Raw genomic sequence first — 15,653 nt, forward strand, 5'->3', positions numbered from 1 at the left:
CTCAGCCCCCCTGCATCGGCGCGACGATTTCGATCCGATCCCCTTCAACCAAAGCATGGGCAACACGCAGCCCCGAGGGCACGAATTCTTCGTTCACCGCAGTGGCGACACGGCCCGAGTAGCCGCATTCCATCAGCAAATCCGATAGGGTCTCGGCCCGCACCTCGCGCGGCTCGCCATTAAGCACGATCTTCATCGACCATCTCCGAATGTTTGTGTTCAAGCGCCAGATCGGCAACGCCTTGGGCCAGCGCAGGTGCCAGCAAGTACCCGTGGCGGTACAGCCCGTTGGCGTAAATCGTCCTGCCCCGACGCCGGATCCGAGGCAGATTGTCGGGAAAGGCCGGGCGCAGATCGACGCCGATCTCTAGCACCTCGGCCTCGCCAAAAGCGGGGTTCAACGCATAGGCCGCGCTGAGCAGTTCCAGCATCGAGCGCGCGGTGATGCGGGTTTTATCCTCGGATTCAATCATCGTCGCGCCCAGCATGTAGATGCCATCGCCACGCGGCACGATGTAAAGCGGCATCCGGGGATGCAACAGGCGCACGGGCCGGGTCAGCGTCACATCAGGGCAGCGGATCACCAGCATCTCACCCTTTACGCCCCGAAGATCAGACAAGGCGTCCCGCGCCTGAAGACCACGGCAGTCAATCGCGTTCTCCAACCCAGCAGGGGCGGGTTCGCGATGAAAGGCAACGCCCCGCGCGATAAGATTGTCGAACACATCCTGCAGCGCCATGCGTGGGTCTATATGGGCTTCGCCCTTGAAATACAGACCGTTGCCGAAACCATGTAGATCAGGCTCTAATGTGGCTAGTTCCCGCTGATCTACCTCATGATACCCCTGCGTTCGACGACCAAATCGACGCAAATCCGGCAAGTCGCGCGCACCGCAAACGACCAAAGTACCGCGCTGATGAACCTTGGTCCGTGTCGCCCACCAGTCAAAAGCACCCTGCCCCAGGCGCAAGACCGGCTCTTCGGCATTTTCGAACTCGCACCACGGGGCCAGCATTCCCCCGGCCCACCAAGAACAGCCATGCGGACCCGGCAGGCCGGCGGGGTCAAAGACCTGCACCCGTGCGCCGCGATGAGCCAATTCGGACGCAACAGCCAAACCGGCCACTCCTGCCCCTATGACAGACCAGATCGTCACGCCGGCCAGACCCGATGGAAATGATGCACCGGACCATGGCCCCGGCCCACGCACAGCCCATCAGCCTGGGCGATAGCGCCTTGCAAATAAGCATGTGCCTCTGCCACGGAATCCCGCAAGCTCAGACCTTTGGCCAACCCGGCGGAAATTGACGAGGACAATGTACACCCAGTCCCGTGGGTGTTCTTTGTGTTCCGGCGCTGCGCTGTGAATTCATCCACCAATCCCGAACCGTCGACCAACAGATCATGACATATCTCGCCCTGACTATGCCCGCCTTTCATCAAAACAGACGTGGCCCCCTTTGCGCAAAGGGCCTGTCCCTGAACCACCATTTCATCCGGAGACTGCGCTTCGGACTGTCCAAGCAGGCGCGCAGCCTCGGGCAAATTGGGCGTCAGAACAGTCGCGCGTGGTATCAGAAGGTCCATAAGGGTCCGGATTGCGTCACCCGCCAGCAATGCATCCCCGGATTTCGCTATCATGACAGGGTCCAAAACTATGGGCCCGGCATAGCCCGACAGGGCATCTGCAACGGTCTCGATAATCTCGGGTGTTGCCAGCATGCCGATCTTGATCGCCCCGACATCCAGATCGTTCAGCACGGCGTCGATTTGCGCGCGGATCACACTCAGAGGAATGCCATGAACGGCTGTCACGGCCAGGGTGTTTTGCGCAGTCACCGCCGTAATAACGCTGGCCCCATAAACGCCCAGCGCCGACATCGCCTTGAGGTCCGCCTGAATTCCGGCCCCGCCTCCGCTGTCGGACCCTGCAATGGTCAGGGCAATTGCCGCCATGTCGTTGCTCCATCTTCTAGGGGCAACGGGGCAGGGAAAACGTCTGTATTCATAAGACCGTTCCCTCCGCCGGTATTGCCCGGATCAGGTTCGATGGGTTGATGCAGCTGCACCTCTCAGCCTTGCGAACAAGGCACCCCAACGGTTGCGCGGACCATCTCAGGCGCGGCGACAATAATCAAGCGAAGAATTACGAGGCTCTGCCTCGCGCTCCGAGGTATTTTTAGCCAGATGAAGAGCGGATCACCTGCTTCATCTGGCCCTAAATACCTCGGGGGAGTCGCGGGGGCAGCGCCCCCTTTTTTGGGAAAAGACTTCAGCCCTTCATCCCGTCCCAGAAGGATTTGACGGAGGAGAAAAAGCTGTTGGATTCCGGGTGATTATCTTCACCCAGGTCGTCGAACTCGTGCAGCAGCTCTTTCTGGCGGCTGGTGAGGTTTACCGGAGTTTCCACGGCCAGCTCAATGAACATATCTCCAACACTGCCACCACGTAGGGCTGGCATGCCCTTGCCGCGCAGGCGCATCTGGCGACCCGATTGGCTGCCCGCTGGAATCTGCACACGCCCGCGGCCACCGTCGATGGTCGGAACTTCGATCGAACCACCAAGCGCGGCTTTGGCCATGCTGACCGGCACGCGGCAATAGAGGTTCACGCTGTCACGCTCGAACAGCCTGTGATCTGAGACCTCTACAAAGATGTATAGATCACCCGGAGGGCCACCGCGCATTCCAGCCTCGCCTTCACCGGCCAGACGAATGCGCGTGCCGGTTTCGACACCGGCTGGAATGTTAACGGACAAAGCGCGTTCTTTTTCAACACGGCCCGCACCCTGACAGGATTTGCAGGGGTTCTTGACGATTTGACCCAGGCCCGAACAGGTCGGACAGCTGCGTTCTACTGTGAAAAAGCCTTGTTGCGCCCGCACCTTGCCCATACCCGAACAGGTCGGACAGGTTGTGGGCTCAACACCGCCTTCAGCCCCAGATCCGTCGCAGGACGAACAGGCAACCGCTGCCGGGACATTGATGGTTTTCTGCTGACCTGAATACGCCTCTTCCAGCGAGACGCGCAGGTTATAGCGCAGATCCGAACCGCGTGCGGCACGACGTCCACCGCCCCCGCCCCGTTGGCCACCCATGAAATCGCCGAACAGGTCGTCGAACACATCCGAGAATGCACTGGAAAAGTCGCCCTGACCAAAGCCAGCGCCAGGTCGGCCACCGCCGCCCATGCCATTTTCGAATGCAGCATGACCGAACCTGTCATAAGCCGCCTTGCGTTCAGCATCTTTCAGGACGTCATAGGCCTCGTTCGCTTCTTTGAACTGTGCCTCTGACTCCGGATTGTCCTTGTTGCGGTCGGGATGCAATTCTTTGGCCTTCTTGCGAAAGCCTTTCTTGATCTCGTCCGCTGATGCACCCTTGGATACGCCGAGCACATCGTAATAGTCGCGTTTTGACATCAGTATTTCCTTCTGCCTCAACGTAATCGGGCCGGCCCGGTGACCGGACCGGCCCGAATTGGCCCGGTTACCCGTTAGCTACGCTTGTCGTTGTCCAGATCTTCGAACTCGGCATCGACGATGTCATCCTCGCCCGGTGCAGCATCCGCAGCGGCAGGTTCATCTTCGCCGTCTTCAGCTTGCGCTTTGTAGATGGCTTCGCCCAGCTTCATGGCCGCTTCGGTAACGTTCTGGATGCCCGACTTGATCTTGTCGGCATTCTCGGTTTCCAGCTCGTCTTTCAGCGCGGCAATCGCCAGCTCGATGGCTTCGATGGTTGTTGGATCAACCTTGTCGGCATGTTCTTCCATCGACTTTTCTGTCGAGTGGATCAGGCTTTCCGCCTGATTCTTTGCGTCGACCAGCTCGCGGCGTTCCTTGTCTGCCTCCGCGTTCTCTTCGGCGTCCTTGACCATCTTTTCGATGTCCTCGTCGGACAGGCCGCCCGATGCCTGGATGGTGATCTTCTGCTCTTTGCCGGTGCCTTTGTCCTTGGCCGAAACCGAGACAATGCCGTTGGCGTCGATGTCAAAAGTCACCTCGATCTGCGGCATGCCGCGCGGTGCGGGCGGGATGTCTTCGAGGTTGAACTGGCCCAGGATCTTGTTGTCCGCAGCCATTTCACGTTCCCCTTGGAAACAGCGAATGGTCACGGCGTTCTGGTTGTCTTCGGCGGTCGAGAAGACCTGAGACTTTTTCGTCGGGATCGTGGTGTTGCGGTCGATCAGTCGGGTGAACACACCACCCAGCGTTTCGATCCCCAACGACAGCGGTGTCACGTCCAGCAGAACAACGTCTTTGACGTCACCCTGCAGAACACCGGCCTGAATGGCGGCGCCCATGGCAACCACTTCGTCCGGGTTCACACCTTTGTGCGGCTCTTTACCGAAGAATTTAGTGACCTCTTCGATCACTTTCGGCATCCGGGTCATACCACCGACCAGAACAACCTCATCTACATCGCCAGCCGACAGGCCAGCATCTTTCAGAGCAGCCGCGCAGGGCTTCATCGACTTCTTGATCAGATCACCAACCAGCGATTCCAGCTTGGCACGGGTCAGTTTCATGACCATGTGCAGCGGCTGGCCGTTGGCGCCCATCGAGATGAACGGCTGGTTGATCTCGGTTTGTGAGGTCGAGGACAGTTCGATCTTGGCTTTTTCCGCAGCTTCTTTCAGACGCTGCAGCGCCATCTTGTCCTGGGACAGATCGACACCGTGTTCCTTTTTGAACTCATCCGCCAGGTAGTTGACGATGCGCATGTCAAAGTCTTCACCACCCAGGAAGGTGTCGCCATTGGTCGATTTAACCTCGAACAACCCGTCGTCGATTTCCAGAATGGTTACGTCGAAGGTGCCGCCACCAAGGTCATAAACCGCGATGGTTTGGGTTTCTTCCTTGTCCAGACCATAGGCCAGAGCGGCAGCTGTCGGCTCGTTGATGATCCGCAACACTTCCAGGCCGGCGATTTTACCGGCATCTTTGGTCGCCTGACGCTGTGCATCGTTGAAATAGGCCGGAACGGTGATGACGGCTTGTGTGACTTCCTCACCCAAGTAGCTTTCAGCGGTTTCCTTCATCTTGCCCAGAGTGAAGGCCGAAATCTGGCTTGGGGAGTACTTTTCACCGCGGGCTTCGACCCACGCGTCGCCATTGCCGCCATCAACGATGGCGTATGGTACCATTTTCTTGTCTTTTTCGACTTCGGCATCATCTACACGACGACCGATCAGGCGTTTGACGCCAAAAACCGTGTTGTCGGGGTTGGTGACCGCCTGGCGTTTCGCAGGCTGACCGACCAGTCGCTCATCTTCGGTGAAGGCGACGATCGAGGGCGTGGTCCGCGCCCCTTCGGCGTTTTCGATGACCTTCGGCTGCGAGCCGTCCATGATGGCAACGCACGAGTTGGTGGTGCCGAGGTCAATCCCGATTACTTTTCCCATATGTTCAATCCCTTTCTCTTCAAGGCGATGTCCCGAGGCCCGACCCGTTATGGCATCTGGCCCCGATCTGGTTTGCGCAATGGTCCTACACCATCGCGCGTCCCGGCGTATATAAGGACGGGAACAGGGGCCTGCAAGCATTCACAAATGCAGGTTTTCAGGAATCTGCAGCCTTTTTAGCAAGGTTTTGGCAAGGATTGAGGAATCTGGAATGGCGCGGCTGCTTTTACGCGGTTTTGAAATCAGGAAAGCTTACCTTGACGGAGCTGCCCAGGCACAGCTGATCACGCTGTTGCGTCCGATTCTGAAATCAGCACCTTTGTTCCGCCCGACCACCCCTTCGGGCAAGGAAATGTCTGTTCGCATGACCTCGGCCGGGGCGCTGGGTTGGGTGACTGACAAGAACGGGTACAGGTACCAGCCGCACCATCCAAAGGGCATGGAATGGCCCGCCATTCCAGACTGCATTCTGGATATCTGGCGCGATCTTGCCAGCCCCGAACGCGACCCCGACTGTTGCTTGGTCAACTACTATGGCGAAGGGGCGCGAATGGGCCTGCATCAGGATAAGGACGAGGCCGATTTTTCCTGGCCGGTCCTTTCGATCTCATTAGGTGACGACGCGTTGTTCCGCATTGGCAACACGACCCGAGGGGGCAAAACGGAATCGATCTGGCTTGGCTCGGGCGATGTTGTTGTGATGGGCGGACCCGCGCGCCTAACCTATCACGGGGTAGATCGCATTCGTTTCGGGTCTTCAAAACTGTTGCCAAAGGGCGGGCGGATCAACCTGACCTTGCGCGTGGCGGGTTAACGGCGTGCGCTCCAGCTTTGCGACACATGCTGGCGGGTAAAGAAAATTCCAAGCAAGCCGATCAACAACAGAGCCAACCCGACCCAGACAGGATATTCCCAGTTGGTATTGCGCGGATAGTAATTCCGAAAAACGAAACCCCGACACTGGTCGATAATGTGAAACAGCGGATTCCAGGCGAACATGGTCAACATGAACCCGCCCAGCGCATTGCCGACGAACATTTTTCCCGAGAACACCATATTCAGGCGCCGGTAAATCGTGCTCATGATCGTCGCAGTGGTCGGAAACCAGGGCTTGATCGCCATGAACACCACGCCGACCGCACAGCCCGTGAACCAGGCCAGCATCAGCATGGCAAAGGCGCCACCGGGCTCCTGAATCTCCAGCGGAGCAACCGATACGCTGTAGACAAACAGAATGATGACGATTGTCAAAACCTGAGTATACAGCGACCCGAAAGCAGCAGCCATAAGCACGACCATCATGTTCATCGGCGAATGCAGCATCATCGGGTTATTACCCGTGTCCACTCCGGAAACCGAACCGACGGCTTTAATGTGCGTCAGAAACAGGAAAACCCCAGACAGCAGATACAGAATGAACTCACCCCGGATTTTGGCAACGCGCGCGCCAAGAAGGGACATGATCACGTAAAACACACTCACCAGCACCAGAACCTGGAAAATATTGATAAGCACCGAAAGCACAGCTTTGCTGTGTTGAGATCGGACATTCCGGACCACGGCGTGAAACACCAGTTCCGCCGTCGTAAACGCACCGCCTATAAGCGACCGGTTTCGCTTGTAATAAAACACCCGAAGCGTCTTTCCTGTATTATTGCCTGCAATCTGGCACGAAATTCTTGCCGTTCCGTAACCAGCACAGCATAAGGCCGTAAGGTTATTCGATCAACAAATCACAGGAACGGAGCTTTTTTGTGACCTATGATGCCCTCATCCCCGTCATCCGACGTCTGGCCCTGGAAGCGGGCGATACCATCATGGACATCTATAACTCGGATGAGTTTGACGTGAAGGTCAAATCCGATGCCAGCCCCGTGACCGAAGCAGATGAGGCCGCCGATGCGCTGATCTCGGCCGGTCTGCGCGCGGCGTTCCCCAATATCCTGCTGGTGACTGAGGAACAGGCCGCCTCGCATTCTGAAAAAGGCGATACGTTCCTGATCGTTGATCCGCTGGATGGCACCAAAGAGTTCATCAACCGGCGCGGCGATTTCACCGTTAATATCGCCCTGGTCGAAAACGGCACCCCAACGCGTGGCGTGGTTTATGCGCCAGCCCGCGGCCGGATGTTCTATACTTTGGCCGACGGGCAATCGGTCGAGGAAACCGGCGCGTTGGACAAGGATCAACCCGGCGCCGTGACTCCGATTTCGGTCTCTGACCCAGACAATTCCGCGCTTTTGGTCGTGGCCTCGAAGTCACATCGTGACCAGGCGACCGACGATTACATCAACAAATATCAAGTGCAGGACAGCAAAAGCGCGGGCTCGTCGCTGAAATTCTGCCTGATTGCGACGGGCGAGGCAGATATCTATCCCCGCGTTGGCCGCACGATGGAATGGGATACCGCAGCAGGTCACGCCGTGCTGACAGGTGCGGGCGGCAAAGTTGTCCGGTTCGACAATCATGCGCCGCTGACCTATGGCAAGGACGGCTATGCAAACCCGTTCTTTATCGCCTACGCTCCGGGTGTAGACCTGAAGGAGGCCTGATGTCCGTTCTGATCGCCATTCCCGCCCGCTACGCCTCGACCCGCTATCCGGGCAAACCTCTGGTGCCGCTCACCGGAGCCAGTGGCAATGCAATGACTCTGATCGAGCGGTCATGGCGCGCGGCCAGTTCGGTCTCGGGCGTGGACCGCGTTGTGGTTGCCACCGATGACGACCGCATTCGCGAGGTGGCCGAAGGGTTCGGGGCCGAGGTTGTGATGACCTCGGAAACCTGTGGCAATGGCACCGAACGCTGCGCCGAAGCGCATGATGTGCTGGGCGCAAGCTATGACATCGTGGTGAATCTGCAGGGCGATGCACCGCTGACCCCGCATTGGTTCGTCGAAGATCTGATCACCGGACTGCGTGCCGCACCCAAGGCTGGGGTGGCCACTCCGGTTCTGCGCTGCGACGGAGATGCACTCAACAGCCTGCTGAATGACCGCAAACACGGGCGCGTCGGTGGAACAACCGCCGTTTTCGCCGCTGATCACGGCGCGATGTATTTCTCGAAAGAGGTCGTGCCCTTTACTTCACAGACTTATGCGGGTGGGGAGGAAACGCCGGTGTTTCACCATGTCGGCGTCTATGCCTACCGCCCTGACGCGCTGGCGGCTTATCCGTCCTGGCCTGTCGGTCCGTTAGAGCAACTGGAAGGGTTGGAACAGCTGCGTTTCATGGAAAACGGGCGTAAGGTTCTGTGTGTTGAGGTCGAATCCAAAGGCCGCCAGTTCTGGGAACTAAACAATCCGCAGGACGTTCCCAAACTTGAAGAGATGATGGCCGCGATGGGGCTGGACTGAGTGCCGCAGGCTGTCGCACCCTGAAAAACCGGAATAACGGGATCTGATATGACACATATCCTTGTAACCGGCGGTGCCGGATATATCGGATCCCATGCCTGCAAGGCGCTGGCGCTGGCCGGGTACACACCTGTCACCTATGACAACCTGATCACCGGTTGGCAGGACGCGGTCAAATTTGGCCCGTTCGCACAGGGTGATCTGCTGGACCGAGCGCGGTTGGATGAGGTTTTCGCCAAGTATCAGCCCGCTGCCGTGATGCATTTCGCCGCGCTCAGCCAGGTGGGTGAGGCGATGTCCGAACCCGGAAGATATTGGGCGAACAATGTCACCGGTTCGCTGACCCTGATCGAGGCCGCCGTGGCGGCTGGATGTCTGGATTTCGTGTTTTCGTCGACCTGCGCCACCTATGGTGAACATGACAATGTGGTCCTGGACGAAAACACCCCGCAAAATCCACTGAACGCTTACGGCGCCTCCAAACGCGCGATCGAGGATATCCTGCGTGATTTCCAGGCCGCTCACGGGATGAACCACGTGATTTTTCGCTACTTCAACGTGGCTGGCGCCGATCCGGACGGAGACGTAGGCGAATTCCACCGCCCCGAGACCCATCTGGTTCCGCTGATGTTGGATGCGATTGACGGCAAGCGCGACGGGCTGACTGTGTTCGGAACCGACTATGACACGCCCGACGGCACCTGCATCCGCGACTATGTGCATGTCTGCGATCTGGTGGACGCGCATGTTCTTGGGCTGCGCTGGCTGGAACAGGGCAAAGACAGTCGCGTTTTCAACCTGGGCACCGGGTCCGGCTTTTCAGTGATGGAGGTGATCGAACAGTCGAAATCCGTCACCAATCGCGCAGTGCCCTATACAATCGGTCCACGCCGCGCCGGAGATTGCACCAAGCTGGTTTCGGGCTCGGACAGGGCCGGGCAAGAACTGGGCTGGTCCCCCAAAAGGTCCGTGTTAGAGACGATGATTGCCGATGCCTGGCGCTGGCATCAGAACGGGCATTACGACAGATGAGGGCCGCGTGAGCGATACCCTGCCGCCAATCGGATGGGTGCAACGCTATCGCTTGCGCCTGAAACGCAGGCGGCTGTTGTGGCGATCCTTTCGCAGCCGCCATCAGTTAACCCAACTGGTCGACCGAACCGACCAGATACGCCCGGGTGCGATACTGGTCTTTACCACCCTGCGAAATGAAATCACGCGCCTGCCCTGGTATTTCCATCACTACCGGTCGCTGGGCGTTGATCATTTTCTGATCGTGGACAACGGCAGCGATGATGGCTCGGTCGCATATCTGAAAGATCAACCGGATGTATCCTTGTGGCAAACCGATGCCAGCTATCGCGCCTCACGATACGGGCTGGATTGGTTGACCTGGCTACAGATGCGATTTGGTCACGGCCATTGGACTTTGATGGTGGATGCGGATGAGTTGCTTATCTATCCCGAATGGGACAGCCATCCGCTGCAGGATTTGACCCAACAGCTAGAGGCACAGGGGCGCGACGCTTTCGGAGCCTTGATGTTGGACCTGTACCCCAAAGAACAGCTCGGCACACAGCCCTATGACCCCGGGACCGACCCGACCGAAGTTTTGGGCTGGTTTGATCCAGGCCCGTTGCGCGCCAAACGGCAATCGCCGCTGGGCAATCTCTGGGTTCAGGGCGGTGCACGGGAACGTGTGTTTTTTGCTGACCGGCCCGAGCGGTCACCAACTTTAAACAAAATACCGCTGGTACGCTGGTCGCGGCACTATGCTTACGTGAACTCCTGCCATTCCGCCCTGCCCCGAGATTTGAACGCCACCTATGACGGACCGGGGAGCCACGGCCCTTCGGGCGTGCTACTGCACACAAAGTTCCTGCCCGAGGTGGTCATCAAATCAAGAATCGAGAAAACCCGAGCGCAGCATTTTCACGACCCGGCGGAGTTCGACAGCTATTATGATGGCATAATTAACCGCCCGATCATGTGGGATCCACAATCGGTGGAATATATCGGATGGCGCCAACTGTGTGAGCTTGGCTTGATGGGCAAAACTAACTGGAAAGACAACGTTTCGGACTAACTACTTTTAAATGCGTTGCTTCATTAGATGGTAAAGTGGCATAAAATGGCATTCGCCCGGCTCCACTCTGGCTTGTTCAGGCCCCGGGTATGCTCGCGTATAAACAAAGGTTGGGCAGTCGCGTGAGCCTGTTGGATTCATACCGAATGAGATTGCGGCGCAAGCGCCGCCTGTTGCGTTGCGTTCGCAAACGACGCGAATTAGAAGCGGTTTCCGACAAAACCAACGCCATTCAACCCGGTGACATCCTGTTGATGAGCGTTGTGCGAAACGAAAAAATCCGCCTGCCCTATTTTCTGGAATATTACCGAAAACTTGGCGTTGATCGTTTTTTGTTTGTGGACAACAACAGCGACGACGGCACCCGCGAGTTTCTGAGTAGTCAGCCGGACGTATCGGTCTGGCAGTCCAACGGCAGCTATAAGCGGGCCACATATGGCACTGATTGGTCGAACTATCTGCTGCGCAAATACGCCGATGGGCACTGGGTTCTGACGGTCGATCCGGATGAGTTCTTCATCTATCCGTTCTGCGACACGCGGCCCATTCGTGCCCTGACCGACTGGCTTGATGGCTGTGCCGTCCGCAGTTTCGGCACCATGCTGATCGACATGTACCCGCAGGGCCCGGTAGATGCCGAACCCTATCGTGAAGGGCAAGACCCCTTCGAAATTGCCCGTTGGTTCGATGCCGGGAATTATGTGATCAGCAAAAACCCTGAATACGGGAATCTCTGGATACAGGGTGGACCGCGCGCCCGTGTCTTTTTCCGCCAGGCTCCGGAAAAGGCGCCTGCATTGAACAAGATACCGCTGGTCAAGTGGGACCGTCGGTATGTCTATGTCAGTTCGACCCATTCGCTGCTGCCACGCGGGCTGAACCAGGTCTATGACGATTGGGGGGGCGAAAAAACCAGCGGGGCGTTGCTGCATGCCAAGCTGATCAACACCTTGGGCGACAAGGCACATGAAGAGATGGAGCGGCGTCAACACTATCGCGGGTCCGGCGAATATCGCGCCTATGCCGAAGGGCTGAACGACCGTCCGGTGTTTTGGTGCGACTGGTCCGAGGCATATATCAACTGGCGACAGCTTGAGATTCTTGGCCTCATGTCGAAAGGGAACTGGGCATGAGCAGCCTTGGCGTCATCATGCTGGTGCATGCCGCGCTTCCAAGGGCGCAACAGGTCGCGCGCCATTGGGCGGCATCCGGCTGCCCGGTGGTGATCCATGTCGACCGCAAGGTTGCGGACACTGTTTTTGATGACTTTGTAGCCTCCTGTGCGGACGAACCTCTGATCCGGTTCTCGGAGCGCCACACCTGCAACTGGGGCGGTTGGGGCATTGTTGCAGCCTCGCAATCAGCGGCTGAACTGATGCTGAAGGCCTTTCCCGATGTACACCATATCTTTCTGGCCTCGGGCGCCTGCCTGCCGCTACGGCCCGTCGATGAGCTGGTCACATATCTAGCGGAACGGCCCCGTGTCGACTTTATCGAAAGCGCGACAACAGCTGATGTAAGCTGGACGATTGGCGGACTGGATCAGGAACGATTTACTCTGAGATTTCCGTTCTCGTGGCGTAAACAGCGCAAATTGTTCGACGCTTACGTAAAGCTACAGCGGACCATCGGAATCCGACGGTCGATACCCGAAGGTCTGGTGCCGCATATGGGCAGTCAATGGTGGTGCCTGACCCGTCAAACGCTGTCGGCCATTCTGCAAGATCCCAAACGCAAAACATATGACCGCTATTTCCGGCGCGTCTGGATTCCCGACGAAAGCTATTTTCAGACCCTAACCCGGCTTTATTCAACACATATCGAAAGTCGCTCCCTGACGCTGTCCAAATTTGATTATCAAGGTCGCCCGCATATCTTTTATGACGATCATCTTCAGCTATTGCGACGGTCGGACTGTTTTGTAGCACGCAAGATCTGGCCCCAGGCCAATCGGCTTTATCAGGCGTTTCTGACCAACCAGGCACAGGCGATGAAGCCTACAGAACCCAACCCGGGCAAGATCGACCGGTTATTCTCGAAAGCGGTCGAGCGCAGGACCCGAGGCCGGGATGGCCTGTATATGCAAAGCCGCTTTCCCCGCCATGGCAGCGAAAACGGACTGACGTCGTTCCCCTATTCGGTATTCCAGGGGTTTACCGAACTGTTCGCAGATTTCGAGCCCTGGCTGTCGGAAGCCACCGGAACAAAGGTCCACGGTCACCTCTTCGGTCCCGAACGTGCGGAATTCGCCGGCGGGGCGCCTCTGGTCAACGGCGCACTAAGCGATTGTGCCAGCCTGCGGGACTATAATCCTACGGCGTTTTTGTCGAACCTGATATGGAATACTCGGGGCGAGAGGCAGTGCTTTCAATTTGGCCCCACGGATACGCAGGATATCAACTGGTTTCTGGCGCGCGACAGAAATGCGCAGATTTCCGTTGTCACAGGCGCCTGGGCCATTCCCCTGTTCCGTTCGAATGGAAATTTCGCGGATATCCGTAACGAAGCCGCCCGCCTGCAACAAATCGAGACCAAACAGCTTGAGGTTTTAACTTCGGTCTGGACCAAGGCCAAAGTGCGCACCTGGTCGCTGGCCGAGTTTGTGGAATCTCCGATGGAGCCTCTGCAATCCATTCTGGAAGAAACCGGATGCCAGAACCCCAGCCACCTGACCCAAGCCCCTACGATGGTCGACCTGTCCGGGTTCGGGAAGTTCCTGCAAAACCTGAAGAACCAGGGTATGCACCCTTATCTTATGGGAGATTTTCCAGCCGATGACATTTTTGGCCGGCAACTCAGGCCTTATCGAAAACCATATCTGGTGCAATAGCGTTTCATGTCATCCAAATTCGACTATTTCGTAATACTTGCCGCCATGCGGACCGGATCGAACCTGCTTGAGGCAAATCTGAACGCATTGGAAGGTGTCTCCAGCCATGGTGAGGCCTTCAATCCTCATTTCATTGGCAGGCTAAAGGGGGACAGCCTGCTGGGCGTCACTCTCGAAGAACGCGACAATGACCCTAAAACCCTGCTGAATGCCATCCGATCAGCTGAGGGTGAAATGAACGGGTTTCGCTTTTTCCAGGGCCATGATCCGCGTGTGTTAGAGCCTGTTTTAGATGATCCGAGTTGCGCCAAGATCATTCTGACGCGCAACCCTCTGGACAGCTATATCTCGTTGAAGATTGCGCGCGAGACCAAGCAATGGCAGCTGAAAAACGTCAAGCGGCGGCGCACCGAGCAGATCGCCTTCAACCCTCGTGAGTTCGAAAACTATCTGGACCAGCAACAGGCCTTTCAACTGACTTTGCTGCATCATCTTCAGGCCAGCGGGCAAACCGCCTTTTTCATCGCTTACGACGATCTGAACCGGCTCGACAGCCTGAACGGCCTGGCGGCCTGGCTTGGGGTATCGGGTCGGTTGACCACGATCGACGACACGCTCAAACCCCAAAACCCTGAGCCGGCCTTGTCCAAGGTGACAAACCCTGATGAGACCGAACAGGCCTTATCGCGCATCGACAGTTTCAGCCTGCACAGAACTCCGAATTTTGAACCCCGGCGTGGCGCGGCCGTTGCGACCTATGTCGCCACGCCGAAAACCCCGTTAATGTATCTGCCCGTGCGGAGCGGCATTGAAGGGGTTGTGAAGCAATGGATGGCTGCGCTTGATTCAATCAGTGCGGATGACCTGATCACTGATCAAAACCGCAAAAAGACCCGCCAGTGGTTACAGGATCATCCGGGGCATCGCAAATTCACCGTGGTGCGGCACCCGCTGGTACGCGCACATTCGGCCTTTTGTTCCTACATCCTCAGCACCGAGCCCGGCGCCTATCTGAAAATCCGCAATATGCTGCGCAACCGGTTCAAGCTTCCGATCCCCGGACAGTTACGCGCTGAAAACTACCCCATCGAGCAGCATTATGAGGCATTCTCGGCTTTTCTGACCTTCCTGCGGCAAAACCTGGCGGGACAAACCCCTGTGCGCGTTGACGGCGTTTGGTGCAGTCAGGCGCAGGTGTTGGAGGGCGTAGTCGGTTTTGCCCTGCCGGATCTGATCCTGCGCGAGGAAGAAATTGCAACTGCCCTGCCGGATCTGGCGCGGCGGCTGGGTCATGACAGCCCGCCCGCGCCCGGCAATACCAGACCAGATATCCCGTTTTCACTGAGCGATATCTATGACACCAAACTTGAGGCGCTGGCGGCCGAAACCTACCAGCGCGACTATATGCAATTCGGGTTTGACGTCTGGAAGCCGGTTACGGGCGCAGCGTAATCACTGTGCCGCGATTCACCATCGCATAGATCTCTTCAATCTCTTCATTCTTGACAGCGATGCACCCTGCCGTCCAATCCGATTGCTTCTTGGCACGCTTTTTCTCGGACCGGGTTTTCGGCTCGCCGTGGATGAAAATGTCACCGCCCGGATCAACGCCCGCAGCCTTGGCCTCTGCGATATCCTTCGAATCCGGATAGGAAATCCCCAGCGACAGGTGATAGCGGCTTTTGGGATTGCGCCGGTCGATCAGATAGGTGCCCTCTGGCGTGCGGCCGTCGCCGCGTTTTGTTTTGGTGCCATTGGGGGCAAAGCCAAGATCGACCTTATATTCCTTGAGGACATGTTCATTGTGCAGAAGATAAAGCTTCCGCGCGCTTTTGTTGATGACCATAGAGGTCACCTCGGGGCCATCATAGGCCAGAAATCTGGGGTTGGCCGAGGCGCAGGCCGAAAGACCCAGCGTAGCCACAGCACCCATTCCAAATGCTCGACGATCCATGTTTAATGCCTGCTTCTGCTTTTTTTG

Annotated in this window: 15 protein-coding genes and 1 riboswitch; of the genes, 8 read left to right on the forward strand and 7 right to left on the reverse strand. The window is 57.4% G+C overall.

The window, feature by feature from the left end; all coding sequences use genetic code 11:
• Window position 1: 1 nt before the first annotated feature.
• The 5 genes from thiS to dnaK form a co-directional block, all read right to left on the reverse strand.
• A complete protein-coding gene (thiS, locus tag AC2FIP_RS16075; RefSeq protein ID WP_496787206.1) occupies window positions 2–196 on the reverse strand; it encodes a sulfur carrier protein ThiS in 195 nt (64 codons plus the stop codon).
• The gene (locus AC2FIP_RS16080) at window positions 180–1,157 is read right to left on the reverse strand and encodes an FAD-dependent oxidoreductase (protein WP_496787207.1); all 978 of its coding nucleotides are present in this window, start codon (window positions 1,155–1,157) and stop codon (window positions 180–182) included. The genes thiS and AC2FIP_RS16080 overlap by 17 nt, the downstream gene beginning before the upstream one ends.
• A complete protein-coding gene (gene thiD / locus AC2FIP_RS16085; protein ID WP_496787209.1) occupies window positions 1,154–1,957 on the reverse strand; it encodes a bifunctional hydroxymethylpyrimidine kinase/phosphomethylpyrimidine kinase in 804 nt (267 codons plus the stop codon). Before thiD ends, AC2FIP_RS16080 begins: the two co-directional genes overlap by 4 nt.
• A 44-nt stretch (window positions 1,958–2,001) precedes the next feature.
• Window positions 2,002–2,108: riboswitch (TPP riboswitch) on the reverse strand.
• Window positions 2,109–2,273: 165 nt separating this feature from the next.
• Complete coding sequence (gene dnaJ / locus AC2FIP_RS16090) at window positions 2,274–3,422, reverse strand: molecular chaperone DnaJ (RefSeq protein ID WP_496787211.1); 1,149 nt, start codon at window positions 3,420–3,422, stop codon at window positions 2,274–2,276.
• Window positions 3,423–3,496: 74 nt separating this feature from the next.
• Entirely contained in the window at window positions 3,497–5,404 is a 1,908-nt protein-coding gene (dnaK, locus tag AC2FIP_RS16095; RefSeq protein ID WP_281973405.1) for a molecular chaperone DnaK, read from the reverse strand.
• Window positions 5,405–5,615: 211 nt separating this feature from the next.
• On the opposite strand from dnaK, the gene AC2FIP_RS16100 reads away from it, so the two are divergent.
• Window positions 5,616–6,218, forward strand: a complete 603-nt coding sequence (locus AC2FIP_RS16100; protein WP_142637351.1) for an alpha-ketoglutarate-dependent dioxygenase AlkB family protein — start codon at window positions 5,616–5,618, stop codon at window positions 6,216–6,218.
• On the opposite strand, the gene AC2FIP_RS16105 is transcribed toward AC2FIP_RS16100, so the two are convergent.
• A complete protein-coding gene (locus AC2FIP_RS16105) occupies window positions 6,215–7,036 on the reverse strand; it encodes an ABC transporter permease (RefSeq protein ID WP_496787214.1) in 822 nt (273 codons plus the stop codon). The genes AC2FIP_RS16100 and AC2FIP_RS16105 overlap by 4 nt on opposite strands.
• A gap of 122 nt (window positions 7,037–7,158) precedes the next feature.
• On the opposite strand from AC2FIP_RS16105, the gene cysQ reads away from it, so the two are divergent.
• From cysQ to AC2FIP_RS16140, 7 genes are all read left to right on the forward strand, one after another.
• Window positions 7,159–7,956, forward strand: coding sequence for a 3'(2'),5'-bisphosphate nucleotidase CysQ (cysQ, locus tag AC2FIP_RS16110; RefSeq protein WP_496787216.1), 798 nt, complete (start codon window positions 7,159–7,161; stop codon window positions 7,954–7,956).
• Window positions 7,956–8,756: a 3-deoxy-manno-octulosonate cytidylyltransferase family protein gene (locus AC2FIP_RS16115; protein ID WP_496692620.1), complete on the forward strand. Its 801-nt coding sequence runs from the start codon at window positions 7,956–7,958 to the stop codon at window positions 8,754–8,756. Before cysQ ends, AC2FIP_RS16115 begins: the two co-directional genes overlap by 1 nt.
• Before the next feature lie 48 nt (window positions 8,757–8,804).
• Window positions 8,805–9,788 (forward strand): UDP-glucose 4-epimerase GalE, encoded by a 984-nt coding sequence (gene galE / locus AC2FIP_RS16120; RefSeq protein ID WP_496787218.1) that lies wholly within the window; start codon window positions 8,805–8,807, stop codon window positions 9,786–9,788.
• Window positions 9,748–10,842 (forward strand): glycosyltransferase family 2 protein, encoded by a 1,095-nt coding sequence (locus tag AC2FIP_RS16125; RefSeq protein ID WP_496787221.1) that lies wholly within the window; start codon window positions 9,748–9,750, stop codon window positions 10,840–10,842. Before galE ends, AC2FIP_RS16125 begins: the two co-directional genes overlap by 41 nt.
• Window positions 10,843–10,988: 146 nt before the next feature.
• Window positions 10,989–11,975 (forward strand): glycosyltransferase family 2 protein, encoded by a 987-nt coding sequence (locus tag AC2FIP_RS16130; protein WP_496690221.1) that lies wholly within the window; start codon window positions 10,989–10,991, stop codon window positions 11,973–11,975.
• Window positions 11,972–13,672, forward strand: a complete 1,701-nt coding sequence (locus tag AC2FIP_RS16135) for a DUF5927 domain-containing protein (protein WP_496692616.1) — start codon at window positions 11,972–11,974, stop codon at window positions 13,670–13,672. The genes AC2FIP_RS16130 and AC2FIP_RS16135 overlap by 4 nt, the downstream gene beginning before the upstream one ends.
• A 6-nt stretch (window positions 13,673–13,678) precedes the next feature.
• Entirely contained in the window at window positions 13,679–15,124 is a 1,446-nt protein-coding gene (locus tag AC2FIP_RS16140; protein ID WP_496692615.1) for a nodulation protein NodH, read from the forward strand.
• Here AC2FIP_RS16140 and AC2FIP_RS16145 read toward each other — a convergent pair.
• Window positions 15,108–15,626, reverse strand: a complete 519-nt coding sequence (locus tag AC2FIP_RS16145; RefSeq protein ID WP_142637369.1) for a L,D-transpeptidase family protein — start codon at window positions 15,624–15,626, stop codon at window positions 15,108–15,110. The two genes, AC2FIP_RS16140 and AC2FIP_RS16145, sit on opposite strands and share 17 nt — an antisense overlap.
• Window positions 15,627–15,653 lie beyond the last annotated feature (27 nt).

It is taken from the genome of Ruegeria sp. CDSB114 (assembly GCF_059611025.1).

What these genes read in the sequence shown, in the direction of transcription:
- thiS (WP_496787206.1), bottom strand. Translation starts at nt 196, where the DNA reads ATGAAGATCGTGCTTAATGGCGAGCCGCGCGAGGTGCGGGCCGAGACC.
- thiD (WP_496787209.1), bottom strand. Translation starts at nt 1,957, where the DNA reads ATGGCGGCAATTGCCCTGACCATTGCAGGGTCCGACAGCGGAGGCGGG.
- dnaJ (WP_496787211.1), bottom strand. Translation starts at nt 3,422, where the DNA reads ATGTCAAAACGCGACTATTACGATGTGCTCGGCGTATCCAAGGGTGCA.
- dnaK (WP_281973405.1), bottom strand. Translation starts at nt 5,404, where the DNA reads ATGGGAAAAGTAATCGGGATTGACCTCGGCACCACCAACTCGTGCGTT.
- AC2FIP_RS16100 (WP_142637351.1), top strand. Translation starts at nt 5,616, where the DNA reads ATGGCGCGGCTGCTTTTACGCGGTTTTGAAATCAGGAAAGCTTACCTT.
- AC2FIP_RS16115 (WP_496692620.1), top strand. Translation starts at nt 7,956, where the DNA reads ATGTCCGTTCTGATCGCCATTCCCGCCCGCTACGCCTCGACCCGCTAT.
- galE (WP_496787218.1), top strand. Translation starts at nt 8,805, where the DNA reads ATGACACATATCCTTGTAACCGGCGGTGCCGGATATATCGGATCCCAT.
- AC2FIP_RS16125 (WP_496787221.1), top strand. Translation starts at nt 9,748, where the DNA reads ATGCCTGGCGCTGGCATCAGAACGGGCATTACGACAGATGAGGGCCGC.
- AC2FIP_RS16130 (WP_496690221.1), top strand. Translation starts at nt 10,989, where the DNA reads ATGAGATTGCGGCGCAAGCGCCGCCTGTTGCGTTGCGTTCGCAAACGA.
- AC2FIP_RS16135 (WP_496692616.1), top strand. Translation starts at nt 11,972, where the DNA reads ATGAGCAGCCTTGGCGTCATCATGCTGGTGCATGCCGCGCTTCCAAGG.
- AC2FIP_RS16140 (WP_496692615.1), top strand. Translation starts at nt 13,679, where the DNA reads ATGTCATCCAAATTCGACTATTTCGTAATACTTGCCGCCATGCGGACC.
- AC2FIP_RS16145 (WP_142637369.1), bottom strand. Translation starts at nt 15,626, where the DNA reads ATGGATCGTCGAGCATTTGGAATGGGTGCTGTGGCTACGCTGGGTCTT.